The 24,671-nt window shown below is 61.4% G+C and carries 24 protein-coding genes; 13 read left to right on the top strand and 11 right to left on the bottom strand.

Annotated elements, in window-relative coordinates; translation table 11 throughout:
• Nucleotides 1-170: 170 nt before the first annotated feature.
• From VKR55_RS12180 to tcuA, 3 genes are all read right to left on the bottom strand, one after another.
• The gene (locus VKR55_RS12180) at nucleotides 171-1,646 is read right to left on the bottom strand and encodes a hypothetical protein (protein WP_324403245.1); all 1,476 of its coding nucleotides are present in this window, start codon (nucleotides 1,644-1,646) and stop codon (nucleotides 171-173) included.
• A gap of 134 nt (nucleotides 1,647-1,780) precedes the next feature.
• Complete coding sequence (locus tag VKR55_RS12175) at nucleotides 1,781-2,809, bottom strand: GTPase (RefSeq protein ID WP_324403243.1); 1,029 nt, start codon at nucleotides 2,807-2,809, stop codon at nucleotides 1,781-1,783.
• Between the two features lie 740 nt (nucleotides 2,810-3,549).
• Nucleotides 3,550-5,052, bottom strand: coding sequence for an FAD-dependent tricarballylate dehydrogenase TcuA (tcuA, locus tag VKR55_RS12170; protein ID WP_324403241.1), 1,503 nt, complete (start codon nucleotides 5,050-5,052; stop codon nucleotides 3,550-3,552).
• Between the two features lie 220 nt (nucleotides 5,053-5,272).
• On the opposite strand from tcuA, the gene VKR55_RS12165 reads away from it, so the two are divergent.
• From VKR55_RS12165 to VKR55_RS12155, 3 genes are all read left to right on the top strand, one after another.
• Nucleotides 5,273-6,280 carry an NAD-dependent epimerase/dehydratase family protein gene (locus VKR55_RS12165; RefSeq protein WP_324403239.1) on the top strand — a complete coding sequence of 336 codons (1,008 nt, stop codon included), beginning with the start codon at nucleotides 5,273-5,275 and terminating at the stop codon, nucleotides 6,278-6,280.
• A 16-nt stretch (nucleotides 6,281-6,296) separates the two neighbouring features.
• On the top strand, nucleotides 6,297-7,442 hold the full coding sequence (locus VKR55_RS12160; RefSeq protein WP_324403237.1) for a 2-methylaconitate cis-trans isomerase PrpF family protein: 1,146 nt from the start codon (nucleotides 6,297-6,299) through the stop codon (nucleotides 7,440-7,442).
• Between the two features lie 85 nt (nucleotides 7,443-7,527).
• Nucleotides 7,528-8,304 (top strand): GntR family transcriptional regulator, encoded by a 777-nt coding sequence (locus VKR55_RS12155; protein ID WP_324403235.1) that lies wholly within the window; start codon nucleotides 7,528-7,530, stop codon nucleotides 8,302-8,304.
• 11 nt (nucleotides 8,305-8,315) lie between these two features.
• Here VKR55_RS12155 and prpB read toward each other — a convergent pair whose 3' ends face one another.
• Nucleotides 8,316-9,242, bottom strand: coding sequence for a methylisocitrate lyase (prpB, locus tag VKR55_RS12150; protein ID WP_324403233.1), 927 nt, complete (start codon nucleotides 9,240-9,242; stop codon nucleotides 8,316-8,318).
• A 175-nt stretch (nucleotides 9,243-9,417) separates the two neighbouring features.
• On the opposite strand from prpB, the gene VKR55_RS12145 reads away from it, so the two are divergent.
• Complete coding sequence (locus VKR55_RS12145; RefSeq protein ID WP_324403231.1) at nucleotides 9,418-10,863, top strand: MmgE/PrpD family protein; 1,446 nt, start codon at nucleotides 9,418-9,420, stop codon at nucleotides 10,861-10,863.
• Between the two features lie 44 nt (nucleotides 10,864-10,907).
• On the opposite strand, the gene VKR55_RS12140 is transcribed toward VKR55_RS12145, so the two are convergent.
• Nucleotides 10,908-11,564 (bottom strand): TetR/AcrR family transcriptional regulator, encoded by a 657-nt coding sequence (locus VKR55_RS12140; RefSeq protein ID WP_324403229.1) that lies wholly within the window; start codon nucleotides 11,562-11,564, stop codon nucleotides 10,908-10,910.
• Between the two features lie 112 nt (nucleotides 11,565-11,676).
• Here VKR55_RS12140 and VKR55_RS12135 point away from each other — a divergent pair, with 112 nt between their 5' ends.
• The 3 genes from VKR55_RS12135 to VKR55_RS12125 are packed head-to-tail and all read left to right on the top strand — an operon-like array spanning nucleotide 11,677 to nucleotide 13,408.
• Nucleotides 11,677-12,147 (top strand): ester cyclase, encoded by a 471-nt coding sequence (locus tag VKR55_RS12135; RefSeq protein WP_324403226.1) that lies wholly within the window; start codon nucleotides 11,677-11,679, stop codon nucleotides 12,145-12,147.
• Nucleotides 12,148-12,175: 28 nt separating this feature from the next.
• Nucleotides 12,176-12,670 (top strand): DUF3237 domain-containing protein, encoded by a 495-nt coding sequence (locus VKR55_RS12130; protein ID WP_324403224.1) that lies wholly within the window; start codon nucleotides 12,176-12,178, stop codon nucleotides 12,668-12,670.
• A gap of 12 nt (nucleotides 12,671-12,682) precedes the next feature.
• Nucleotides 12,683-13,408 carry an MIP/aquaporin family protein gene (locus VKR55_RS12125; protein ID WP_324403222.1) on the top strand — a complete coding sequence of 242 codons (726 nt, stop codon included), beginning with the start codon at nucleotides 12,683-12,685 and terminating at the stop codon, nucleotides 13,406-13,408.
• Between the two features lie 68 nt (nucleotides 13,409-13,476).
• On the opposite strand, the gene lpdA is transcribed toward VKR55_RS12125, so the two are convergent.
• From lpdA to VKR55_RS12105, 4 genes are read right to left on the bottom strand one after another with little or no spacing between them, the layout of a single operon-like run.
• Complete coding sequence (gene lpdA / locus VKR55_RS12120; RefSeq protein WP_324403220.1) at nucleotides 13,477-14,874, bottom strand: dihydrolipoyl dehydrogenase; 1,398 nt, start codon at nucleotides 14,872-14,874, stop codon at nucleotides 13,477-13,479.
• An 8-nt stretch (nucleotides 14,875-14,882) separates the two neighbouring features.
• Nucleotides 14,883-16,145, bottom strand: a complete 1,263-nt coding sequence (locus tag VKR55_RS12115; protein WP_324403218.1) for a dihydrolipoamide acetyltransferase family protein — start codon at nucleotides 16,143-16,145, stop codon at nucleotides 14,883-14,885.
• Nucleotide 16,146: 1 nt separating this feature from the next.
• Nucleotides 16,147-17,160: an alpha-ketoacid dehydrogenase subunit beta gene (locus tag VKR55_RS12110; RefSeq protein ID WP_324403215.1), complete on the bottom strand. Its 1,014-nt coding sequence runs from the start codon at nucleotides 17,158-17,160 to the stop codon at nucleotides 16,147-16,149.
• 2 nt (nucleotides 17,161-17,162) lie between these two features.
• Nucleotides 17,163-18,395: a 3-methyl-2-oxobutanoate dehydrogenase (2-methylpropanoyl-transferring) subunit alpha gene (locus VKR55_RS12105; RefSeq protein ID WP_324403213.1), complete on the bottom strand. Its 1,233-nt coding sequence runs from the start codon at nucleotides 18,393-18,395 to the stop codon at nucleotides 17,163-17,165.
• Nucleotides 18,396-18,441: 46 nt separating this feature from the next.
• On the opposite strand from VKR55_RS12105, the gene VKR55_RS12100 reads away from it, so the two are divergent.
• Nucleotides 18,442-18,909: a hypothetical protein gene (locus VKR55_RS12100; RefSeq protein WP_324403211.1), complete on the top strand. Its 468-nt coding sequence runs from the start codon at nucleotides 18,442-18,444 to the stop codon at nucleotides 18,907-18,909.
• Nucleotides 18,842-19,354 (top strand): Lrp/AsnC family transcriptional regulator, encoded by a 513-nt coding sequence (locus VKR55_RS12095; protein WP_324403210.1) that lies wholly within the window; start codon nucleotides 18,842-18,844, stop codon nucleotides 19,352-19,354. The genes VKR55_RS12100 and VKR55_RS12095 overlap by 68 nt, the downstream gene beginning before the upstream one ends.
• A 30-nt stretch (nucleotides 19,355-19,384) precedes the next feature.
• On the opposite strand, the gene VKR55_RS12090 is transcribed toward VKR55_RS12095, so the two are convergent.
• Both VKR55_RS12090 and VKR55_RS12085 read right to left on the bottom strand, forming a co-directional pair.
• Entirely contained in the window at nucleotides 19,385-20,182 is a 798-nt protein-coding gene (locus VKR55_RS12090) for an HAD family hydrolase (protein ID WP_324403208.1), read from the bottom strand.
• 215 nt (nucleotides 20,183-20,397) lie between these two features.
• Nucleotides 20,398-20,733 (bottom strand): hypothetical protein, encoded by a 336-nt coding sequence (locus VKR55_RS12085; RefSeq protein ID WP_324403206.1) that lies wholly within the window; start codon nucleotides 20,731-20,733, stop codon nucleotides 20,398-20,400.
• A gap of 196 nt (nucleotides 20,734-20,929) precedes the next feature.
• Between VKR55_RS12085 and VKR55_RS12080 the strand changes: the two genes are divergently transcribed.
• From VKR55_RS12080 to VKR55_RS12065, 4 genes are all read left to right on the top strand, one after another.
• Nucleotides 20,930-22,174 (top strand): OpgC domain-containing protein, encoded by a 1,245-nt coding sequence (locus VKR55_RS12080; RefSeq protein ID WP_324403599.1) that lies wholly within the window; start codon nucleotides 20,930-20,932, stop codon nucleotides 22,172-22,174.
• A 14-nt stretch (nucleotides 22,175-22,188) separates the two neighbouring features.
• Nucleotides 22,189-22,701 carry a copper chaperone PCu(A)C gene (locus VKR55_RS12075; protein WP_324403204.1) on the top strand — a complete coding sequence of 171 codons (513 nt, stop codon included), beginning with the start codon at nucleotides 22,189-22,191 and terminating at the stop codon, nucleotides 22,699-22,701.
• 220 nt (nucleotides 22,702-22,921) lie between these two features.
• Complete coding sequence (locus VKR55_RS12070) at nucleotides 22,922-24,109, top strand: OpgC domain-containing protein (RefSeq protein WP_324403202.1); 1,188 nt, start codon at nucleotides 22,922-22,924, stop codon at nucleotides 24,107-24,109.
• A 154-nt stretch (nucleotides 24,110-24,263) separates the two neighbouring features.
• Complete coding sequence (locus VKR55_RS12065; protein ID WP_324403200.1) at nucleotides 24,264-24,662, top strand: DUF2059 domain-containing protein; 399 nt, start codon at nucleotides 24,264-24,266, stop codon at nucleotides 24,660-24,662.
• Nucleotides 24,663-24,671: the final 9 nt, after the last annotated feature.

The raw sequence follows: 24,671 nt of genomic DNA, 5'->3' as shown, positions 1-24,671 counted from the left end.
CTGATCATGACCGGCGAACTCGATCCGCCCTATCCGCGCGAGGTCGACGCGGCAACCGCGGCTTATCTCGGCGCCGACTGTGCAATTCCGAGCGACAGTCCTCACGTTGACCCACTCCGTTGCGAGCATTGCGGAAGCGACGCACGGATTGAAAAATACATAATGGCATTTCATGCATTGAATTCAACGGAATGAATTTGATGTTTCACATCCTCAAGAGAAGCCTTCGTTTGAGCAAGCAATTCAAAGGATGGCTCTATTGCCGCTTTCTTCACGCGCGCAGCGACTTCATTCAATCGTTCAAGGTTCTTACTCGCATCACTGAAATAGGATGATGTGCGCTCAAACACCACCTCCATCATTTGTTCGTATTCGTTACGAAGGCGACGATACTCCGTTTCGTGGCGTCTAAGCGCGTCAAGCCGCTCGGCGGCTATTTGGTCCCAACCGTCTGGATCGACACTTACTATATTTGCACACGCCTCTGATAGCCTTTGAGGAAGTTTCGTGTCGTCCAGCACTGAAAACTCATGGGACTTCAATGCATCGTCAACGATAGCCAAAATCTTACCTTTTAGCATTGATCGCGCGTCATCCAAAAGGCGCTTGCGATTTTTGGGAAACTCATCGCGCCAACCTGCAACGCCGGTTGCTATCCCCGAAAAAATCACGCCTGCCACCAAGTTCCACAGGACCGCGTTGAACGAATCCTGCGGCACATCGCGATTCAGGTATGCATAAAAAAGATAGCCGACAAAGACAAGGGCTGCTGGTCCAGCTACCGCCAAGGCGTACTTCCATCTACGCCTTCGCCGAGCGCTGCGAAGATCGGCGTCAAGCTGGCGACTTGCTTCCGCAATAGCACTCGATAACTGAATGTCTAGCCGTCTGCCTAGGTGCTGAACATCCTCTTCGAGTTGACTCGTGATGGAAGCTTGGAGCTGAGATTCCTCACGGTCGATAAGAGGACGTACGTCGCGGGACGCGGTCGTTGGCGATGGAATTTTCAGATCGTCTAGGTTGCTGACAAGCGGGCGAAGATCCTTTTCAATCGCAGCAAAGTTCGTAAGTGCCTTCGCGGAAATTTCAGTGAAATCCGGGAAGAGGGATTGCATGGTGTCGCGGATGTAGGCTGTTCTATCGCTTTCGGTGAACTCAGACTCGAGCGCATCAAGTCGAGCGCCTATACCAAGCGTGGCAATAGACTCTTTCGTCGTATGCGAAAAAACACCATCTCGATACAATTCAGCGTTTCTAAAGAACTTATCTAAATCGAGAGTTAAAGAGGTTTTGGCATCGTTCACCTCAGTCTCGCATTCCCGCACTGGAACACGCTCGCCTATCAAGGTCGCCAACTCTTCGGAAGCTCTTCGGAGACCGGCCGCCGCTTCTCGTAGTGTGGCAGCCTTGGCGTCCCGCAAATTACTCCAATCCACGGTTAAGCTTGTCGGTATCAAAGGGAGAATTGTATCAGGATCTACCCCGACTAAGTTGGCTGCCATCTTTTCCGCGTGGACCGTGATCGAATCCTGTCGCCAGAGTTCGAGTTGCTCTATTCGGGTTCGCAAATTCTTCGATACTTCTAGCTTAACTTTGAGCCGAACTTGGCGCGAGGTGAATTGCGCATGATCAGAAATCGATTTCATGATTTCCGCACGTCGCTTCAGCACCGAGTCAAAACTATTGATGGTTGCTGGTATCGCGTCGAGACCACGTAGGCTTTTTTGGGTGCGTTCGCGACTTGCACGAATTGATGTCAGTTGATCTAACCAGTTCTTGGTCAGGCTGATATCAGCACGTTCTTGTCGTAAAGCTGGATGTTTTGTTCCGCTGTGCTTACAATCGTGTTCAGCTCACGCAGCTTATCGTCGATAAAATTTCCGAAGAAAGTCTTCAGTTCCCTTGCGGTCGATTGAAAGTAATGCAGCTTGTGCCCATGCATTACAATCCTTGCGCTCGGATTGTCTGGATCGCACTTTGTCTGGATCAGTTCTACGAGCCTATCAATATTGTATGCGGCCTTATTGTCGATCAGAATAAAGCTCTCCTCCGTGCAAACGGTCGGATGCAATACCTTATTTAGCCTTGTGAGGACATCTCCCAAAAATCGGTCGCGCTTGGCCGCATCTATGTTTGTCTCCGACACACGCTTTGATAGGTCAACTCGGAACTCATCCGCTCTTGTTATGATAAATCGTAAAGGAATAAAGCGCAGTCGTTTGTGGATTTCGGTCAGGAGCGGCAAATCCGTTTTGTCCAACGGGCTTGTGGCGGCAAAGAAGAACAGGATTACGTCGCAAATCGGCAGAAAATCTCGTGCCACCTCTTCCACAAACTGTGTATCTCCACTGCCTGGCGTGTCGGCTATGACTACCTTCTGAAGCAATTCGTTTTCGACTGACTCATGGCGAATGGTAACGTGTCCCTCCCGTATGACCCCCAAAAGGGATTTTGAGTTCCCTTCGCTCGTGATTAGTGTGATCGTTGTATCCGTGGGGTTAAGGTCGGTTTGTCTCGCTTGATCAGTACGCCAAATGTCGAGAATTGAATTTATTGTGCTAGACTTGCCAGAAGAGAAATGCCCAACCAAGCCAACGTAGAAAAGGTCGCCGTCGCGTTCCAAATATTGGGTCAAGCTTCGCTTGAGACGTCTCAATATGTTGTACTGCTCGGTCGTTCGCGCATTCTTCGCTAGGTCCAGCGCCTCGCCAGTCTCGGGCTCTTCGAGTAAATCTTCCAACTCTCTAAGCCCCGCGAGTATTTTGGTTGCTTGTATGTCTACGCCGCGTTCGTCCCTTTTCTGTTCCACTTGCTTGCCCCTCGGCCTTCGTGTTCGGGTCAAGAGAACCTTTTATCAAACATGGTCATCGCGTAAAAGTAGCAGTGCAAAGGAAATGCGTCTTGGAAAGAGCGGAGGCGGAAGCACGAGCCAAACCCCGAATGAAGAAGGCCGCGCCAAAACCACAATTTTCTTGAGCAATGTCAATCTGATTTGCCTTGTCCAGCCCTCCGCGCAAAAATATTTATCTTCCGTTTTCCAGAAAATCATGTTTCACTCCCACCCATCCTGATTCCACAGGAGGGGCGGCTCGCGATCGTCACGGACGTAGGAGACAGGATGCGGTGGACGTGAGGGTGTTCAGCGCGCTTGGTGCGCCGACGAAAACATCGCTCACGGGCGGCGAAATCGTGTGGTCCTGATCCCCCGACGCTGGGATCAAGCTTGAAGCTGATGATCTTCAGGCGATGGTGGCTAAAAAGCCCGGCACACCAAGGAGAGCACGTATAAGCCGAAAACCATCGCGCAGGGAATGCCGGAGTGTGTTCGGTTGTACCTGTTGATGACTCGTGTGCGTTCTTTGCGCATTTGCTGCACGCGAGGCTCGCGGGTGCAACGGCACCCGGCATTCCCTGCGCCCTCCTGATTTCGAGGGCCACGATTGATGCATCACTCGGGCGATTTCATGCCGCGAGAATGCGGACGTGTGTCCTTCCGCTGTTTGACATTCGAATAGGAAAGTCGCCGCGTTGCGAAAACGCCATTCCCGCTCACGCCGCGGACTTCCGCGGCTCTGCCCCGACGTAAGCCGCCGCACTCTCGCCGGCAAGCTTGCCGAACACCGAGCCCGACATCAGCCCGGTGCCGCCGGGATAATTCTCGAAGAACAGGCCGCCGACCAGTTCGCCTGCGGCGTAGAGGCCGGGAATCGACTGGTCAGTCATGTCCTGCACCTCGCCGCGGTCGTTGATCTGCAAGCCGCCGAAGGTGAAGGTGATACCGGTCGTGGTGACATAGGCGACGTAAGGCGGCTTGTTGATCGGCAGCGCCCAGTTCGATTTCGGCGGCGTGATGCCGCGCGCCGCCTTGCCGTCGAGCACGGCGGGATTGTACGGCTCGGGGCCGCAGGCCGCATTGTATTCATTGACGGTCTTTTCGAGCTCGACCGGATCGAGATCGAGCTCTTTCGCGAGCCCGGCAATCGTATCCGACTCGGCCTTGGTGACCTGCTTGATGCGATATTCGTCGCGCAGCATCGCCACCGTCTGCTGGTCGAAGATCTGGATTGCGGTGCGTCGCGGCTGGTTCATGATCTCGCGGCCGAACCTGGCGTAGGTCAGGTTGCGGTAGTCCTCGCCTTCGTCGACAAACCGTTTGCCATTGATGTTGACCATGATGCCGAGCGGGTAGGAGTGCTTCTGGAAGTTGTCCAAGACCCAGCGATCGCCGTAGGGCGGCGCCGAGATGTCCCATTCGCAGGCATGGCAGCTCGACCAGTTGCCGTAGGGGCGGGCGCCGATCGCGAGCGCGGCAAAGATGCCTTCGCCCATGTTGTGGCGGGTGCCTCGCACCCGGCAGAGATCCCAGCCCGGACCGAGATAGCGCACGCGCATCTCCGGATTGGACTCAAAGCCGCCGCACGCGAGGATCACCGACCTGGTCGCGATCTCGGCATAGCCCTCCCGGGTGCGTACCTTGACGCCGGTGACGACGCGGTCGTTGCGCTGCACGAGCCCGATCAGCGCGGTGCCGTAGCGGATCTCGATCCCGAGCTTTTGCGCGCGCGCAAGCTCGGCTTCGACGAGGCCGACGCCGCCGCCGACCGCTTCGATGTTCACGCCGCCATAGAAGTGATGCTTGCCGTCGACCAGGAAGGATTGGCGGCCGTACATCGGCACGAAGCGGATGCCGTGGCTGCGCAGCCATCCCATGGTCATGCGCGAGCGGTCGATCAGGACGCGTGCCAGCTCCTCGTCGGCCTGATGATGGGTCACCTCCATCAACTGATCGAAATAGAACTCGCGCGTATGCGGCGGGATGACGATCTTCGCCCGCTCCTCTGCCGTCATGTCCGGGATGATGTCGCGCGCGATATCGCCGGCGCCTTCGTGGACGAAGCGGAAGCCGCCCGCCGTGAAATAGGAGTTGCCGCCCTTTTCGTGCTCGGGGGCCCGTTCCAGCACCAGGACGCGCGCGCCGTTCTCATGCGCCGATATCGCGGCACACAACGCGGCATTGCCGCAGCCTGCTACAATGACGTCATACTCTTCCACGGCGAAATCCTCCCTTTGTTTTGCTTGGCTTGTTCGGGCGGTCCCGCGCGTTCTTAGCGCCTTGAGGCCAAAGTGACAACTGTTGACAGTTTGAGCATGCCTCCTATGATGCCTGGCGCTGACGAGGGCGCGGGCGGCCGCGGCCTTCAGTCCGCTGTCCTCATTCGCCTGCGCTGGCACGCGCTGTCGCGCGCCGCGACACGTCATTGCAAGGGTCTCCATGACAATCGCTGATGGAAAATTCGTCGTCACCGGCGGGGCCAGCCTGATCGGCTCCCACGTGGCGGAGGAGCTCCTGGCGCGCGGCGCGCGCGAAGTGGTCCTGCTCGACAATTACGCGCTCGGCAGTCCGGATGTCGTCAAGGACCTGATCGGCAATCCGCGCATCAAGCTCGTGCGCGGCGATATCCTGTGCATCAACGAACTGTACGACGCGTTCGAAGGCACCGACGGTGTGTTCGCGATCGCCGGCTTTCTCACCTTGCCGCTCAGCCAGAATCCTAGTCTGGGTCTTGCCGTCAACGTCGAGGGGCAGGTCAACATTTTCGAGGCCTGCCGCTATCGCGGCGTGAAGCGGGTGGTGTTCTCCTCGTCGGTTGCGACCTATGGCGATCCGGCGCCCGGCCTGATCGACGAGACGCGGCCGACTAACCTTGCGACCTTCCAGCCCGCGGCAGCGCTCTATGCCTGCACGAAAATCATCGGCGAGAACCTGTGCAAGCTTTACAGCGCCCGCTACGGCATCGGCGCGATCGCGCTCCGCTATGCCACCGTCTATGGCGAACGGCAGCATTACCGCGGCGTCAACGCACTCTACATCATGGAGAATTATGACCGCATCCTGCGCGGCGAGCCGCCGGTCATCCCCGATGACGGCAGCGAGGTGCACGATTACATCCACGTCGCCGATGTCGCCCGCGCCAATGTCATGGCGATGGCTTCCGACGTCACCGGCGAAAGCTTCAATGTCGCCACCGGCGTCGCCACTTCGCTCAACCGGATCGTGGAGCTTCTGGTGCAGATCACCGGCACCAGGCTGAAGCCGGTTCACAAGGCCAATACTGCGGCGGTGCGGGCCAGCGCCACGGCGCAGCTTGATTTCAGCCGCGCCAAGATCGAGACAATGCTGGGCTGGAAGCCGGAGGTTTCCATCGAGGAAGGTATCCGCCGGTTGATCGCCTGGCGCCAGCGCGAAGATGCCGCTATCGGCCGCAAGCCAGCCGCCTGAAGGAGAAGAGGAGCTTATGGAGACCAACCGGCTGCGTGCGGTTTTCATGCGGGGTGGCACGTCGAAGGCCGTCATGTTTCGGCGCGACGACTTGCCCCGGGATGAGAAGGCATGGGATCCGATCTTCCTCGAGGTGATGGGCTCGCCCGACCCCAACGGCCGGCAGCTCGACGGCATGGGCGGGGGGATTTCGTCGCTGTCGAAGATATGCGTGATCGGCAAACCGAGCCGGCCGGACGCCGATGTCGACTACACATTCGCGCAGATCGGTGTGCGCGACACCTTCGTCGACTACGGCGCGAACTGCGGCAACATGTCGTCGGCGGTCGGGCCGTTCGCGCTGGAGGAGGGCCTGGTGACGGCCCCGGCTGGCGGCGAGGCCATCGTGCGCATCCACAACACCAATACGTCGAAGATCATCGTCGCCCGCTTTCCCGTCGAAGACGGCAAGCTCGCCGCTCAAGGCGACATCGAGATCGACGGTGTGGCGGGCAAGGCTGCGCCGATCCGGCTCGAGTTTCTCGAGCCGGGCGGTGCGCGCACCGGAAAGCTGCTGCCGACCGGCAGGGCTTTCGACGTCTTCCAGATCGATGGCCTCGGCTCCGTGAAAGCATCCTGCATCGATGCCGCCAATCCCTGCGTTTTCCTCGACGTGCGCGCGGTCGGCAAAGCGGGCGACGAGCTGCCGGAGGCCCTGGAGAGCGATGCCGCGTTTCTCAAGCGGATGGAAGACATCCGTTGCGCGGCGTCGGTCGCGATGGGAATTGCCGCCGATATCGGAGAGGCGCGGCGTATGACCGGCATTCCCAAGATAGCGATGGTGTCGGGCCCCCGCGCCGGGCGCGCGCTTTCGGGACGCGAGCTCAAGGCCGCGGACGCCGACATCTGGGTCCGCATGATCTCGGTCGGCCAGCCGCATCGGGCCGTGCCGATCACCGGCGCAATCTGTCTTGCGGTCGCCGCGCGTGTGCCAGGCAGCCTGCCGGCTGGTCTCTGCGATGCGACAGGTCCGATCCGGATCGCGCATCCATCCGGTGTCACGCTGGTTGATGCACGCGTCGTCGCAGGCGAGGGCGGTGCGGCCAAGGCCGAGTTCGGCGCGGTCTACCGTACCGCGCGCCGCCTGTTCGAGGGCAACGTCATCTATCGGGCGTTGGCATGATCAGCGCGAGGAATCAGGTAAGCTCAGCAGCGCCTCGATCGATTTTCCCCGGTGAGGCGGCTGCAGGAGCTGATTTGAGCCGGTCATGAGCGACATTCTGAGCCACAAGGTTTCCGCGCGCTCGCTGGTCGATGTGCTCGCCGAGCGCATCGAGGCCGCGATTATCTCAGGCGATCTTCAGCCGGGCAGCAAGATCAGGGAGCAGACGCTGGCGGCTTCGCTTGGCGTCAGCCGCGGTCCGCTGCGCGAGGCCATCCGCAGGCTCGAGGGACGCAAATTGCTGCAGCGGACGCCGAACATCGGCGTCAGCGTCGCCGCACTTTCGCCGACCGATCTTTACGAGGTGCTGCAGTTGCGCGAGGTGTTGGAAGGGCTCGCCTGCGCGCTCGCCGCAAAGAACATGACCGATCAGGAGCTGAAGGCGCTCGCCGAGTTGCTCGACCAGCATCAACAGCAAAGAAGCGTCCAGGAAGGCATCGGCTACTACCAGGAGTCCAAGGATTTCGACTTCCATTTTCGCATTGTGAAGGGAAGCCGCAACAAGCGGCTGATCCAGTTCCTTTGCGAAGACCTCTATTATCTGCTCAGGGTCTATCGCTACAAATCCTCGACCAAGCCCGGGCGGGCCAAGCAGGCGTTGAAGGAGCACAGGGACGTGGTTGCGGCCCTGATGCGCCGCGATCCGCAGGAGGCCGAGCGGAGGATGCGGCTGCACATCGCCAACGCGCGTCGCTATGTGGAGGAGCAGATCAGGGAAGGTGCCGCACGCGAGCAGGCCGAACCTGCCGCTATCCTGAAGCCGAAGCTCGCTGTGAGCCGTCAGGGGCGTACCGAAAGAGCGACAGCGCTGGCGAGAAAATAGCGATGCGCCGACTATCGCGTCTTCCCTTGCGGCATTCCCTCGGGCGTGACCGAGGTGATGATCGAGGAATCCAGCGCTTCGTAGTCGTGATAACCGATGGTGGCGTAGAGCTCGGCCCGCGTCTGCATGCGCTCCACCAGCCGATGGGTGCCACCGTCGTTGCGGATGCTCTCGTAAAGATCGGCATGGGCCTTGGCGGCCATGCGCAGCGCGCTCACGGGCCAGATCACCATCTTGTAGCCGAACGTCTCGAAATCCTGCGCCGTCATGAACGGTGTTCGCCCGAACTCGGTCATGTTGGCAAGCAGCGGCACGGGAATGGCCTTCGCAAATTGCTCGAACGCATCGCGATCGGTCAACGCCTCCGGAAAGATCGCATCCGCGCCGGCCTCGATATAGAGCCGGGCGCGGTGTATGGCGGCATCGATGCCCTCATCCGCGGCGGCGTCCGTCCGCGCGACGATATAAAGGTGCCGGCGCGCCTTCGCCGCGGCCGCGATCTTCGCGGCCATGTCCTTTGGCGCGATCAGCTTCTTGTCGTTCAGATGCCCGCATTTCTTCGGCAGAACCTGGTCCTCGATCTGCACCGCGGCGGCGCCGGCGTCCTCGAACGCGCGTACCATGTTCATGACATTCAGCGCTTCGCCAAATCCGGTATCGCCATCGACCAGCACCGGGAGTTGTGCGGCGCGCACCACCTGCCGGATGAAGAAGCAGACGTCGTCGATGGTGAGGATGCCGAGATCGGGCAGCCCCATCGACGCCGACATCGCGGCGCCCGAGAGATAGATCGCCTCGAATTTCGCGCGCCTGGCCTGGATCGCGGCGAGCCCGCAATAGGCGCCGGGAATCGGAAGAATGCCCGGACGCTTCAGGAGATCGCGAAAACGCGTGCCGGCGGGAATGCTCGGCAGATCGGCGGCGACCAGATAGGTCATGCGGCTGTCACCTTGCTTGCGGGCGCGTGCCAATAAGCCTCGTGGCCCGGCCGCGGGGTCCCGCGTTTCGACGTGTGATACCGTCGCGCGGCAAAAACTGTCAACAGTTGACGCTTGGCGCCGCGGTTGGTTAGCTTGCGCTCGCCCATGGCCGAAGCGCCCTGCGAGAGCCGACATGACAAGCACGCCTGCGATTCCCCTTCCGCCCTGCACGACAAGGCCGGCCGAGGTGCTTGCCGGCTTTGCAACGGAGCTGCGGCTGGCCGATGTTCCCGCTGCGGTCCGCGAGCGCGCCAGGCTGCTCATTCTCGACGGCATTGGCCTGGCATTCGCGGCGCACGCCTATGACTTTGCTCCGGTCGCGCTCGGCGGCGTTGCCAAGCTTGCTGGTAGCGGCGATGGCTCGGTGATCGGAAGCTCGCTGAAGCTGCCGGTCCGCGACAGCGCGCTCGCCAACGGTATTCTCATTCACGGCCTCGATTTCGATGACACGCATATCGAAGCGATCGTTCACCCGACCGCTGCCACATTGCCATGTGCGTTGGCGCTGTCCGAGCAACGCGATCTCTCGGGGAGCGATTTGCTGACGGCCTATATCGCCGGCATGGAGACGGCGGTTCGGCTCGGGATGGCGATCAAGGGTGGATTTCATCACGTCGGCTTTCACGCCACCGGTGTGATCTCGCATTTCAGTTCCGCGATTGTGGCCGCGAAGCTTTTGGGTCTCACCGAGTCGCAAACGGTCGCGGCCCAGGGCATTGCCGCCTCCACCGCCTCCGGCGTCCAGGTCTTCCTGGAGGAAGGCGCCTGGACCAAGCGCTTTCATCCCGGCTGGGGCGCGGTCGCCGGGATCACCGCCGCACAGCTTGCGTCGTCGGGTTTCCACGGTCCGAGCCGACCCTATGAAGGCCGCTTCGGCCTGCTGCATGCCTACCTGCAGCAACACGCAAGCGACACTGCGCTCGATTCCATCGGCATCGAGCTCGGGCAGCGCTGGCACTTCGCCGACACCGCAGTAAAACCCTATCCGGTCTGCCATTTCATCCACGGCGCGCTCGAGGCCGCCATTCTCTTGCGGGATGAGATCGGCAATGCCCGCATCGCCTCGGTCGACGCTTACGTGCCGGAGAAGACGTTGCCGATCATTGCGGAGCCTGCCGCCTCGAAGAAGCGGCCGACCACCGATTACGAAGCGAAGTTCAGCACGCATTATTGCGTCGCGACCGGACTCTTGAAGGGACGTTTTGGTCTGAGCGAACTGGAAGCCGGCGCGCTGGCCGCGCAAGACGTGCTCGCGCTCGCCGGCAAGGTCGCGTGCCATGCCGATCCCGAGACAAAATTCCCGGAAGCCTTCTCCGGCGGCGTTCGTGTCAGGCTCGCGGATGGCCGCGAGTTTCGTAAGCACATCGCGGTCAACGAAGGCAGCGGGCACCGTGCGCTGTCGCGCGAGACCGTGATCCGGAAGTTCGTGGCGAACGCGACCATGACGATCCCGGAAGCCGCGGCAAAGCGCGCTTGCGGCATTATCCTCGCGATCGAAGAGTCTTCGGCGAGAGCGGTCGCCGAAGCTCTGCGCTCCGTTGCATCGGAGCGCTCGATTAGAGCCCAGGCCGTCCGCTAGCGAGGGGTGCGAATAGCCGGAACGATAACAACGGCCGGACGCAGCTATCGACCGGAAGCGTGGCCGGATTTGTCCGCGCCACGCTTGGCTCTGGCGCCAGGGCGGAAACCCGCTAGCAGCGCCGCGATGATCTCCCGGCCGCGCGCCTTCATGGCTTGCGGCTCCTTCGCTTGCGGCAGCATCAATGCGACCTTGCAGATCATCGCATCGACCATGCGCCCGAGAAGATTGATATCCTCGAAGACGAGTTCGCCGTCCCGCTGCAGCGCCTTCATGCTCGCCATCAGCAGCGCCATCGGATACGCCTCTTCAATCTCGTCAAAGCGCTTGCTGCCGAGCACCGCGGGCGCCTCCTGAATGACGATGCGCCGATAGGCGGGCTCGAAGCACACGTCGAGATACGCGTCGATGCCGATGAACAGGCGGTCCCATACCTTGCGTTGGCCGCGCGACTTTTCGTTGACCCTGGTCACCGCCTCGGCCTGCATCGCCACCACGACCGCGTCGAACAGCGCCTTCTTGTCATCGAAGTGGTGATAGAAGGCGCCGCGCGTCACTCGCGCGGCGCGCGAAATCGCCTCTATTCCGGCGGCCTGATAGCCTTCGCGCGCGAAAATGTCGCGCCCCGCGGCAAGCAGCCCTTGCCGGGTGGCCTCCGTATACTCCTCGCGCCTCGTTTTTTCGGGAACGGCCTCGTTCATATCCGCAACATACCGCTTGACGAGATAATACCATTATGTTTATAACATACCGTTAGTATGTGAAAGACATAGTGCATGAAAATGGGTCCTCGACCCGCGTCAGGTGGCTCTCATGGACAGCGATCGGATGTTCGAGCTCGCGCAGCAGTTGGCGGTCGCCAAGAGCCGGCAGGACCTGCCGGCGGCGATGAATCTTTTCGACAAGGACATGCTGCTGGAAACGCCGGCCTTCGGGACCAAAGCGCGAGGACTGGCCGAGAACGAAGCGGTGCTAGCCAGGTTCTTCAGGAGCTTTCCCGACTATCACGTTGTCCTGGAGGGGCATGCGAGCAACGGCGAATCGCTGGTTTGCTGGGGCACTGCGCGGATGACGATGACGGGCGATCGTTTCGGCGTCGTTCCCAACGGACGGCGCGCGGAGCTGCCGGTCTTCATTCAATTCGCATTCAGGAATGACCGGATCGCCCACGAGCGCTTCATGTTCGATTTGTCGGCGTTGTGCGCGCAATCCGGAGTCTCAACCGATGCAGTCCGCCGGAAGCTTTTCGGCGAGACAACGCCCTCCGGAGCCGCTGCCGGTTAGATCCACCCATCAGGACGAGGAACTGCAGATGACATTGGACTCGCGCGTCAAAGCCGTTGCCGATATCAAGACCGAGCTTCTGTTCGACGTCGTCGTCGACCTAAACCCGCGCCTTGGGATTGGCGATGGTCCGTTCGGCCGCCGGATTTTCTTCGGCGCGGCCGGTGGATCCTTTGCAGGGCCGAGATTGCGCGGCGAGGTGCTGCCGGGCGGCGGCGATTGGGCGTTGTTTCGCCCGGACGGCGCCATGACGCTGGACGTGCGGTTGACCCTGCAGACGCACGACGGCGCTTTGATTCACATGACCTATGGCGGCCGCTGGATCGTGCCGGCCGAGCTGCGGGCCGATATGAGCGACCCGATCAAGCGCTATCAGGTCGATCCCGCGCGCTACTATTTCCGGACCAATCCGTTGTTCGAGACCGGTTCGCCGCAATACGCCTGGCTGAACGACGTCGTCTCTGTCGGAACCGGCTATCTGGTCGAAGGCGCGGTCGCCTACAAAGTCTGCCAAGTGATCTGAGGGGAAGCTTTCGTGGAAGCGAAAACCCCGCAACCGCTTCCGCGGCGCCTCGACCTGCATTGCGATGCGGGGAGCGAGGGATCGGGTCCGCTGATCGGAGCCCGCATGGCGGCCGAAGCGCTCGGAATCGGCTTCCTGCTGATCGCCATCGTCGGTTCGGGAATCCTGGGAGAGCGGCTGTGCGGCGGAAACATCGCCATCGCGCTTCTGGTCAACGCCCTGGCGACGGGCGCTGCTCTGTTCGCGCTGATCGAGTGGTTTGCGCCATTGTCGGGCGCCCACTTCAACCCGCTTGTGACACTGGTGCTTGCTTTTCGCGGTGATGTGAAGCCGGCCATTGCGGCTGCCTATGTGCCGGCGCAAATCCTGGGCGCCATCATCGGCGTCGGAATTGCGGAAGCCATGTTCGATGAGCGCATCTACGCATTGTCTGCCCATGTTAGAAGCGGTCCGTCACAATGGCTTAGCGAGGCCGTCTCCACCTTTGGATTGATCGGGGCGGTCTGGGTGTGCTCGCGCCTCCGTCCGTCCGCGATGGCCGGCGTGGTGGCGGCCTATATCGGGGGCGCGTTCTGGTTCACGGCGACAGACTTCGCCAATCCCGCGGTTACGATCGCGCGCGCGTTGACGGATACGTTCTCGGGCATCCGTCCCCTCGATGTCCCCGGCTTCATCATCTCCGAGATCGTCGGCGCGGTCGCGGCTGTCTTTGTGTTCCGTCGGCTTGCGCCGGCCTGATCCCTCACATGAGGGAAGGCTGCTCACGTTCAGCATGAGAACGCGCCGATGTCGATAAGCCTCAGACGCTAAATGTGAATCGCGTGGCCAAGCACTTTCAGCGCGGCCTCGTGAAAACCTTCGCTCTGGGTCGGATGCGCGTGAATGGTGGCGGCGATGTCCTCAAGCCGTGCGCCCATCTCGATGGCGAGGCTGAATGCGGCCGACAGCTCGGCGATCCCGGCGCCGACCGCCTGAATGCCGAGCAGCGCATGATTGTCGGTGCGGGCGACGACGCGCACGAAGCCGTCCTCACGGCCGAGCGCCAGCGCGCGGCCGTTGGCGCGGAACGGAAAGGTGTCCGTCTTGATCGCAAAACCCTTCTTCCTTGCTTCCTCCGGCGACAACCCGGCGGTGACGATCTCGGGGTCGGTAAAGCAGATCGCGGAAATGCAGACCTTGTCCCAGGCCCGCTTTTGGCCCGCGACGATCTCGGCCACCATCTCGCCCTGCGCCATCGCGCGATGCGCGAGCATCGGCTCGCCGGTAACGTCGCCGATGGCGTAGACGCCGTGCATCGAGGTGCGGCAGCGATCGTCGATCGCGATCGAGCGGCCATTCATGTCGAGGTCGAGGAGTTCGAGCCCGAAGCCGGAAGTTGCAGGCTTTCGCCCGACCGTCACAAGGATGCTGTCGGCAGCCAGTGTCGCCGATTGTGCATCCGCGGTCTCGACCATGAGTGAGGTTCCATCGGAGGCGAGCCCTTTCGCCTTGGCGCCGGTCAGGATGGTGACGCCGAGCTCGGCGAGGCGCCGCGTGACGGGCTCGCTCAGCTCCGCGTCATAGTGCGGAAGCAGCCGCGCCTCGGCCTCGACGACGCTGACGGCTGCGCCCATCTTGGCAAAGGCCGTACCGAGCTCGAGGCCGATATAGCCGCCGCCGACAACCACAAGCTTTCGGGGAACACTTGTCAGCGCAAGCGCTTCCGTCGACGAGATCACGTGGCCTTTGAAGGGCAGTGACGACAGCGCGATCGCTTCGGAGCCGGTTGCTATCACGACCGCCTCGGCATGGATCACTTGCGATCCTGCTCGAGTTTCCACCGCGATCGTCTTGCCGTCGCGAAACTGCGCCCGGCCGCCGACGAGCCTGACACGGGCCTTCTTCAAGAGACCGGTGACGCCGCCGTTCAGACGCGCGACGATCCCGTCCTTCCACGCGATGGTCCTGGCAAAGTCGAGCGCGGGCTTGCTCGCCGAGATCCCGAGCAGGTTCCAGCCCGCCGCGGCCTGGACCACCGTTTCGTATTCGTCTGCCGCATGGATCAGGGCCTTTGACGGAATGCAGCCGACATTGAGACAGGTGCCGCCGGGCTTCTCGGCTTCAACGATGATGGTGTCGATGCCGAGCTGGCCGGCCCTGATCGCGCAGGTGTAGCCGCCGGGGCCCGCGCCGATGACGAGAAGCTTGCAGGAGATGTCGTCCATGAGCACGGCTAATCGTCGATGAAGATCAGCGCCGGCGTTTCGAGCAGCGCTTTGATTCGTTGCACGAAAAGCGCTGCATCCCAGCCGTCGACCACGCGGTGATCGAAGCTCGATGACAGGTTCATCATCTTGCGCGGCACGAAGGCCGTTCCATCCCAGTGCGGACGAATGGCGATCCGGTTGACGCCGACGATGGCGACCTCCGGATGGTTGATGATCGGGGTGGTGGCAAGGCCGCCCATGGCGCCGAGCGAGGTGATGGTGATGGTCGAGCCGGAAAGCTCGTCGCGGCTCGCCGCAGCGGTTCGCGCCGCGTCCGCAAGCCTCGCCATCTCCGCCGCGCAATTCCAGAGATCGCGCTCCTCCGCGTGCCGCACGACCGGTACCATCAGGCCGGCCGGAGTCTGCGTTGCGACGCCGATATGGACGCCGGCATGCTGGTGCAGGATGCCGGCCTCATCGTCAAAATGGGCATTCAGATGCGGCTGCTTCGCCACGGCGCGCACCATGGCACGCATCAGGAAGGGCAACAGCGTGAGCCGGGGCCGCTCGGCCTTGCGCTCGTCGTTGAGTTTCTTGCGCAACTCTTCGAGCGCAGTGACGTCGACCTCTTCGACATAGGTAATGTGCGGAATGCGCGCGTTCGCAAGCGACATTTTCTCCGCTATACGGCGGCGCAGGCCGACGATCTTGACGTCCTCGACCGCGGTTTTCCTCTCGCGTTGGCTCGTGGGCGCTGCGGACGGGCCGCGGGCAAGATAGGCATCGAGATCGGCGTGGGTGATCCGTCCTGCCGGCCCCGAGCCGCGGAGCTGGCGCAGATCGATACCGGCTTCGCGCGCGCGGAGCCGCACCGCAGGCGCAGCCAGTGGTCGCTCTCCTTCCACGGCGGCCTCATGCGGCCGGTGCGGCGCGACGTCCGCTGGCTCGTCCGCGGGAGAGAGCGTGGCCGAGCTTGCATCATGGTCGGGCAGTGTTTTCGCCGGTCGCGAACCTTCCGGCTTCGTTTCGTCGGACGGCCTGGCCTTTTCATCCACCTTCAGACGGACAAAATCGGAGCCGATCGCGAGCACCTCGCCGATTTCGCCGGCGAGCCAAAGCACCTCGCCGTCGACCGGCGAGGGAATTTCGACCGTCGCCTTGTCGGTCATGACGGCGCCGAGCGGCGCATCCTCGCGCACGATGTCGCCGACCTTCACGTGCCATTCGACCAGCTCGGCCTCGGCAATGCCTTCGCCGACATCGGGCAGCTTGATGATGCGTTCGGCCATGTCACTGCTCCATCGTCTCGACGAGCGCGCGGCCGATCCGGTCGGGTCCCGGGAAGTAGTCCCATTCCTGCGCGTGCGGGTAGGGCGTATCCCAGCCTGTCACGCGCACGATTGGCGCTTCCAGATGATAGAAGCACGCCGCCTGCACCAGCGCGCAAAGCTCGGCGCCGAAGCCCGACGTCAGCGTCGCCTCATGCACGATGACGCATCGTCCGGTTTTCCTGACCGAGGTTTCAATCGTCTCGAGATCCAGCGGCAGCAGTGTTCTGAGATCGATGATCTCGGCATCGACGCTCGCCTCGATCGCAGCACGTTCAGCGACGTGGACCATGGTGCCATAAGCAAGAACCGTTACGGCGGAGCCTTGCCGGCGAACCGCGGCGCGGCCGAGCGGCACGCGATAGTGTCCGTCCGCCACTTCGCCGAGCTCATGCTTCGACCAGGGCGTGACCGGCCGATCGTGATGCCCGTCGAACGGGCCGTTGTAGAGCCGCTTCGGCTCGAGGAAGATCACGGGATCGGGATCCTCGATCGCCGCGATCAGAAGACCCTTCGCGTCGCTCGGGTTCGACGGCACCACCGTCTTCAGCCCGCAGACATGGGTGAACAGCGCCTCCGGGCTCTGGCTATGGGTCTGCCCGCCAAAGATTCCACCGCCGGTCGGCATCCGCACCACCAGCGGGCAGGTGAACTGGCCGCCGGAGCGATAGCGCAGCCGCGCGGCTTCGGACACGATCTGGTCATAGGCCGGGTACATGTAGTCGGCGAACTGGATCTCGACGCAAGGTTTTAGCCCATACGCGGCCATTCCGATCGCGACACCGACGATGCCGAGCTCGCTGATCGGCGTGTCGAAGCAGCGGTTTGTGCCGTATTTGGCCTGCAGCCCCTGGCTTGCGCGAAACACGCCGCCGAAATAGCCGACGTCCTCGCCGAATACGACCACGTTGTCGTCGCGCGCCATCATCACGTCCATGGCGTCGCGGATCGCTTCGATCATGGTCCGGCGCGGCACGGTCAGACTCCTGCCTGCTGGCGCTGGCGGCGCAGGTGCTCGGGCATCTCGGCGAACACGTCCTCGAACATGTCGCGCGCCGAAGGTTTCGGCCCGGAGCTGAGCGTGCCGTAGCTTTCGGCCTGCTTCTGCGCGGCGACCACGGTGTCGAGGATTTCGGCTTCGGCCTGCTTGTGACGCTGCTCCGACCAGGCGCCGCGCGTGATCAGGTGATTCTTCAGCCGGATCACGGGATCGCCGAGCGGCCAGGCATCGGACTCTTCCTTCGGCCGATAGCCGGAGGGATCGTCGGAGGTCGAGTGCGCGCCGACACGATAGGTCACGTGTTCGATCAGGGTCGGGCCGAGGTTTCGCCGCGCCCGTTCGCACGCCCAGGCAGCCACCGCGTGAACAGCGAGATAGTCATTGCCGTCGACGCGCAGCGCCGGAATGCCAAAGCCGAGACCGCGCGCCGCGAAGGTGCCGGAGCCGCCGCGCGCAATGCCCTGGAACGTCGAAATGGCCCATTGATTGTTGACGATATTGAGCACGACCGGCGCGTGATAGGTCGAGGCGAAGACGAGTGCGGCGTGGAAATCGGATTCCGCCGTGGCCCCGTCGCCGATCCAGGCAATCGCGATCTTGTTGTCGTGCTTGATGGCGGAGGCCATCGCCCAGCCCACGGCCTGGATATACTGGGTGGCGAGATTGCCGGAGATCGAAAAGAAGCCGTGCTCCTTCGAGGAATACATCACCGGCAACTGCCGGCCTTTCATCGGATCGTGCTCGTTGGAGTAGATCTGGCAGGCCATCTCGAAAAGCGGATATCCGCCGGCGATGAGAAGTCCCGCCTGTCGGTAGGTCGGAAAATTCATGTCGCCTGGCCTAACCGCCATGCGAAAAGCGCAGCTCACCGCCTCCTCGCCCATGTGCTGCATATAGAAGGACGTTTTACCCTGGCGCTGGGCCATCAGCATGCGGGCGTCGAATGCGCGCAGCGTCATCATGTGCCGCAGGCCTTCGAGTAGTTCGGTGTCGCTGAGGAGGCCGGCCCATGGGCCGACGGCTTCGCCTTTGCGGTTGAGCACACGAATAACAGAGTAGGCGAGGTCGCGGATCGACTGAGGATCGGCGTCGACCTCCGGGCGCGCGACCGAGCCTGCTTGCGGGATTTTTATGGTCGAGAAATCCGGCACGCCTCCAGGACGTACGGCGGGCTCCGGCACATGAAGACTCAACGGAGCGTATTCGGTCATTTCGTTTTCCTCGTGCCGGTCCCGAGGATGTCCTTGCGCGAGCGTCATGGCGCGGCAGCGAGAACGGGCGTCGCGCGAAAACTTCGCCGGTGACATCGATGGCGGCGATGCAGACCATGGAGCCGATGCGGCGTGCCAGCTTCTCGACGACCTCGCGGTCACAGACATCGATCGAGGCCCGGATCCGGTATTCGCCCGCTTCCGCACTGGCTTGGAGGGCTGCCAACTGGAGCCCGGCAACGCGCGTCTGATCGAGCAGACGGCCGAGCGCCGCATGGACGTCGCTGGCGAGAAGCTCCAGATGAAACACAGCCCAGCCTTTCCTCTTTCACAGGGATTTTTACTGCGATTTTCCCGGTACGTTGTTCTTTTTGTCTGGATGTATCGTCATATTGTAGTAGGTTTATTCTCGGAATGTCGCCCATTTCGGGAATGGAATTCTCACTATGAAAGCTGCCCGGCGCGCCGCCCCGCCTCGACCGACTCGCCGAAAGGACGCGCAGCGGCTGGATGAGATCGATCGCCGCTTGCTGCGCGCGCTGCAGCAGGATGCGCGCCTGACCACCGTCCAGCTTGCCGAGAAGATCGGGCTCTCCACCACGCCATGCTGGAACAGGCTGAAACGGCTTGAGACGCAAGGCTACATCGACGGCTACATTGCGCTGATCAACCAGGAAAAGCTCGGTCTGCCGGAGACGGTCATCATCGAGGTGACGCTCGATCACCACGACGAGGAGACACTCGGGCGCTTCGGGCAATTGCTTGCGGATCTGCCCGAGGTGATCGAAGCCTATCTCACCACCGGCGACTACGACTATCTGGTGAAGGTCGCGGTCGCGAGCACCGCGGGCTATGAGCACTTCCTGCGCGAGAAGCTCTACCGCATTCCCGGCATCCGCCACAGCCGATCGTCGTTCACGCTGCGCTGCCTGAAGAAGCTCAGCTCGGTTCAGGTTTAAGGAGAGCGCGAGCTTCCTTTCGCGAAGCCATCAGCTTGATCGTCGCTCGAACCCTCTGACCGCCAGGACCGCATTTGCGGCCTCGACAAAGCCGTCCCCGCCTGGGCCCTCGGTGATCCAGGCGGGTGACGTTGGAATTTCGGCGAGGCAGTTTCGGACCGTGCTCATGCCGATGCTGTGGTGGAAAAACGCGAACATCGGTGCATCGTTGGTCGAGTCGCCGCAGTACAGGATGGCGTCGCGGTCGGCATCGATATCGATGCCATAATTTTCGGCCATCACGCGGCGGGTCATGGCAAGCTTGTCGTAGTTGCCAAGCCAGCCGAGGATCCAGAGATTGTTGATCGCGACTCTGGCGCCGGCCGCACGAAGCGCAGCGACGATTGCCTCGACTGCGTCCGCGTCAGCGGTTCGGGCGAAAGCAATACTCGTGAGACGGAAGAGCTGATCGTCCGCCAACCGCGCCGACGGCACGCGCGCCCGAATCTGGCGGCCGATCTCGTCGAGCCGATCGCGGATATCTGGACCATCGGCTTCGCCGTGCCAGTATCGCCGCATCACGCCGTGTTCGCCGTCGCGCCGGAAGAACAGCCCGCCATTTTCGCCGATCACACCGTCGATGGGCCACATCCGCGCCATCTGATCGCACCATCCTGCCGGTGCAGCGGTCACTGGAATGACCCTGATCCCTGCAGCCTGCAGCCGTTCGAGAGCGTCATAGGTGCGCCCCGAAAGCCGTCCCTTGTAGGTCAGCGTTTCGTCCATGTCGGTCAGCACGAAACGAATGCCCGCAAATGTCGACGGCGGCGCCTCTGCAAGATGTCTCATTCGGTCCGGCCCGGATGTTTGGTGCAGGTGTAGGCCCGTCGGCGGCGAGCGCAAGTGGCACCGCGGGCTACGAGCATTTCCTGCGTGAGAAGCTCGTCGTTCACGCTCCGCTGCCTGAGGAAGCTCAGTTCGGTTCAGGGTTTTAGGGCGCGGGTTCCGCCATCTGCCGGCCTCCCGGCGATTTGATGATATGACGGCATATCAGCGCAGCGCAGTCATTGTGGAGCGGTCCAGCGCGATGCCTGAATGCCTTTCTCGACAGTGACGGCAAGCTCGACGCGGCCACCATGGCGGGGAAAGCCGGTCCGAACGGGTGGTTCGCCGTTTCCAAGTTGACCGGCTGGCCAGGCGAAAAGAGCGGATTTGATTTGGCCATACTGAGCATCAATCCCTCCCGCCCGGACGGATTCTCGGTTATGGTGCTCCTTGTTGTCCACGTCATACTTGCCGTCGTTGTTGCCGTCATAGATTGCGCGCTGTTGCGTCGTTTTTAGCTGTTGGGGATATCTGGCCGATGTCCGATGACAGTCATTGCAGGAAGATGCCGGCATTTGCCGGGCCGGCTACGGCGTATTTCAGGGTTCGGGCGCCTCCGTCGGCGGCGTCGCTTGCACTGCATTTGCCGGGCACCTGCCTAAGCGGCGAGGTGGGCGCGGTCGCCCTCGCGTTTGCTTTCGAATCACGGAGGTTTGTACTCTATGCCGAAGTGAGGGCGGCATGATTGCGCGTGTTCAACGATCCGGCTGGATGTCGATCGCCGATCGGGTTGACGGGAGCAAGCCGGCCGCGGGTGCGCAACGCGCCTCGTTGTCGCCGTCCGTCTCCAAGCCGGCTTTTGCCGTCGCGAGTGGTCAGCGGGAGTTGCGGCTCGACCTGTTCCGGGGCCTCGCGCTGTGGCTCATTTACATAGACCACGTTTCGCCCGACCTGCTGACCTGGTTCACAATCCGCAATTACGGATTCAGCGACGCGGCCGAAATCTTCATTTTCATTTCCGGCTTCACGGCAGCGCTTGTCTACGGGAGGGCCACCTTCGAGGCGGGCTTCGTGATCGGCACGGCACGTCTGCTGCGGCGGGTCTGGCAGATCTACTCGGCGCATATTTTGCTGTTCCTGGTGTTAATGGCGGAGATTGCCTTCGTCGTAGCTGTCTCAGAGAAGCCGTCGTTCTATATTCGCGAGATGGAGGTCGCGGACTTCTTCAGCGAGCCTGGTCCCGTGATGATCCAGGCGCTGCTCTTGCGATTCCGACCGCTGAATATGGATGTGTTGCCGCTCTATATCGTGCTGATGACCTTCCTGCCGCTTGTTTTCGTGCTCACGCGATTGCACCGGGATCTTCCACTCATCGTTTCGATCGTGTTCTATGTCCTCACGATCCGGTTCGATTTGCACCTGTCGACCTATCGAGACGGCTTCTGGTCATTCAATCCCTACGGGTGGCAGTTGCTGTTCGTGTTCGGCGCCTGGTGCGCACTGGGAGGCGGACGACGGTTGTCAACGATCATCGATTCCCCGATCGTGTTCTGCCTTGCCATCGCCTATCTCAGTGCCGCGTTCTTCGTCACCCTGACCTGGTATTTCCCGCAACTGGAGGTCTTCATCCCGGCCTGGCTGGCGCGGCTGATCTATCCGATCGACAAGACCGATTTCGACGTCTTGAGGTTTGCGCATTTCCTGGCACTGGCTGTGGTCGTGTTGCGGTTCGTGCCGGGCGACTGGGGAGGGTTGAGGTCGCCATGGGCCCGGCCCCTTATCGTTTGCGGGCAATATTCGCTTCAGATCTTTGCGCTCGGGGTTGCGCTGTCGTTTGCAGGCTACGCGCTTCTGACGGAGCTTGATGCCGGCGTCGCGCTGCATGTCATTGTGGGGGCCACGGGCCTCCTGATCATGTACGGCGTTGCAAGGACGTTCACCTGGTACAAGTGGGCCATGTCGGGGCGCGAGCGCGCCGCGGCGGTCCCGGCCGACTTGACGGCGCAAACTCCGTAGAGAGAGAGAGAGAAGTGAAAGTCAGCAGATATCTCTTCGCCTTTCTGCTTTTTGCCGGTGCGCTCCAAAGCTTGCCTGTGCAAGCACAGGAGGTGAAGGCGGGCGATCTCGTTATTTCACAACCTTGGAGCCGCGCGGCGCCGCGCGGTGCAGAATTGGCCAGCAGTTATCTGACGATCGAAAACAAGGGAACGACGCCAGACCGCTTGATCGGAGGATCGACCGATATCGCCGAAAAGCTTCAAATCCAGCAAAGCAGCATGGTCGGGGGCGGGCTGAGCTTGAACCCCGTCGAGGGAGGATTGACGATCTCTCCCGGCGACAAAGTCGTGTTGGCGCCTCACGGTATTCACCTCACCCTGTCGAACCTCAAGACCCGGATGAAGAAAGGAACCACAGTGCCAATGACGCTTGAGTTTGAAAAAGCGGGCAAGGTCACTGTCTCGTTCGACGTGCTCAGTGCCGCCTCAACGGGACCAGTCGCGCCAAAAGCTTCGGCGCCAGATCACGGCAGGATGAAGAAATGAGGATTCGGCAGGTCGGGCTTCGAGCGATCCGCTTGGACATCGACAACGGTGCCCTGTCGGAAGACAAGCAGCGGCGTGTTGTTGATTGCCGCGGAATCGAGCGAACGCGCACAGACTGGCGTTCTCTCGACTAACTTTCAGTCGTCAAACATCGTGGCTAAGCCTCGGTTTTCACCCGTGTCACATTGCAACGCACTACAAGTCAAAATGGATGGAGCAGATGGCACACAAGGATGACGTATTTCTCATGCGTCCCGTCGAGCGCGACCTCCGGCTCGATTTATTGCGCGGCTTGGGCCTGTGGATGGTCTTCCTCGATCACATTCCGAACGACGTCGTCTCCTGGCTGACGCTTCGCAACTACGGATTCAGCGACGCTGCCGAGTTCTTCGTGTTCATTTCCGGCTACCTTGCCGGCTTCATCTACGGTCCTTTCGTTGCCGGCGGCAAGTTTCTCGCTGCCACCAAGCGGCTATGGAAGCGGGCCATGCAAATGTACGTTGCCCACATCATGCTGTTCCTGATCTTTACGGCGCAAATCGCGCGCGCCGCCAGGAAATTTGACAATCCGATGTATGAGAATGAATTCAACGTCTTCAATTTTCTCCAGCATCCGGACGTCCTGATCGGGCAGGCGCTCACGCTGCGGTACAAGCCGGTCGATCTCGACGTGCTGCCGCTCTATATTTCGCTGATAGCCGCTTCGCCGCTGGTCCTGTGGTGCATGGTACGCCGCCCGAACCTGACCTTGCTCGGCTCGGTGGTCCTGTACGTTTTGGCACGCTGGTTCGACTGGAATCTCCCTTCATATCCACCGGGCACAACGTGGTACTTCAACCCGTTTGCCTGGCAGTTGCTGTTCTTTCTAGCCGCATGGTGCAGTATCGGGCGTGCGGCGAAATACTGGCATCTGATTCAATCCCGCGTCGTGTTTGCCATATGCCTTGCGTGGATTGCCTTTTCCTTCATGATTGTGATGACGTGGCACAGCGACTTCCTGGCATCGCTGATTCCGAAATGGATGATGAAGGCGATCTATCCGATCGACAAGACCGATCTCGACATGCTGCGTTTTACGCACTTCCTCGCCGTGGCGGTCGTGGTGTCGCGATATGTCCCGCACAACTGGGGGCAGCTCACCGCCAAATGGACTGCCCCGTTCAGGCTGTGTGGCCGGCATTCCCTGCCGATTTTCTGCATTGGCGTTTTCCTGTCCTTTGGGGCGCATTGGATCCTGGTGCAGTATGACTCGGGCGTCTTGACGCAGATCGGCGTCAGCGTCGCCGGTTTCCTGATCATGATCGCGATCGGATGGGCTTTGGATCAGAGCGAGAAGGTCCCCGACTTGTTCGTCGAGGTAACCGATCTCGAAGCACCCAAGGCGGTGACCGGGCCGGGCACGGCGTGACACCGCCGGCGCCAACAAGACTCAGTTTGAGCTTCATTGTCCATTCGGACTTCGTCGGAGGAGTCGGTCTATGTCCAGACGGCTATTGATCATCTGCAGCATACTTCTGTTTTCGACTTGCGCGGCACCGGCGCAAACGCCGTCCCCCGAGGCTATGACCGCCGCGCGAAGCCTGGTTGCTACGCTAGGGCTGTCCGATCAGTACAAGGCGCTCCTGCCGGTCATTCTGCTGGGCCTCAAGCCCGTGCTGACGCAGGATAGACCGGAGATGGAACGCGCATTCGATGCGGCGCTGCCGAAGATGGCGGAAGCCTATGCTCCCTATTACGACGCGATGGTCGACGCCGCCGCCACCGTTTATGCCAACAATTTTACGGCGGACGAACTGCGCGAAATAGAGGCGTTCTATAGTCGGCCAGCCGGGAAAAAGCTTCTGGAAAAGTCGCAAGCCATTGCACAGCAAAACGCGCAGGTGGGCCAGGAAACCGGGCACAAGGCGAGCGAGGCTCTGCGCGCGCGTTTGGCCGAGCTGCTGCGGCAGACGGCGCACTAGGTGTGATGG

This window comes from Bradyrhizobium sp., assembly GCF_035309285.1.
GTDB lineage: Bacteria > Pseudomonadota > Alphaproteobacteria > Rhizobiales > Xanthobacteraceae > Bradyrhizobium.
Note: the sequence above shows the minus strand (reverse complement) of the source record. Positions and strands in the feature narration are given on the sequence as shown.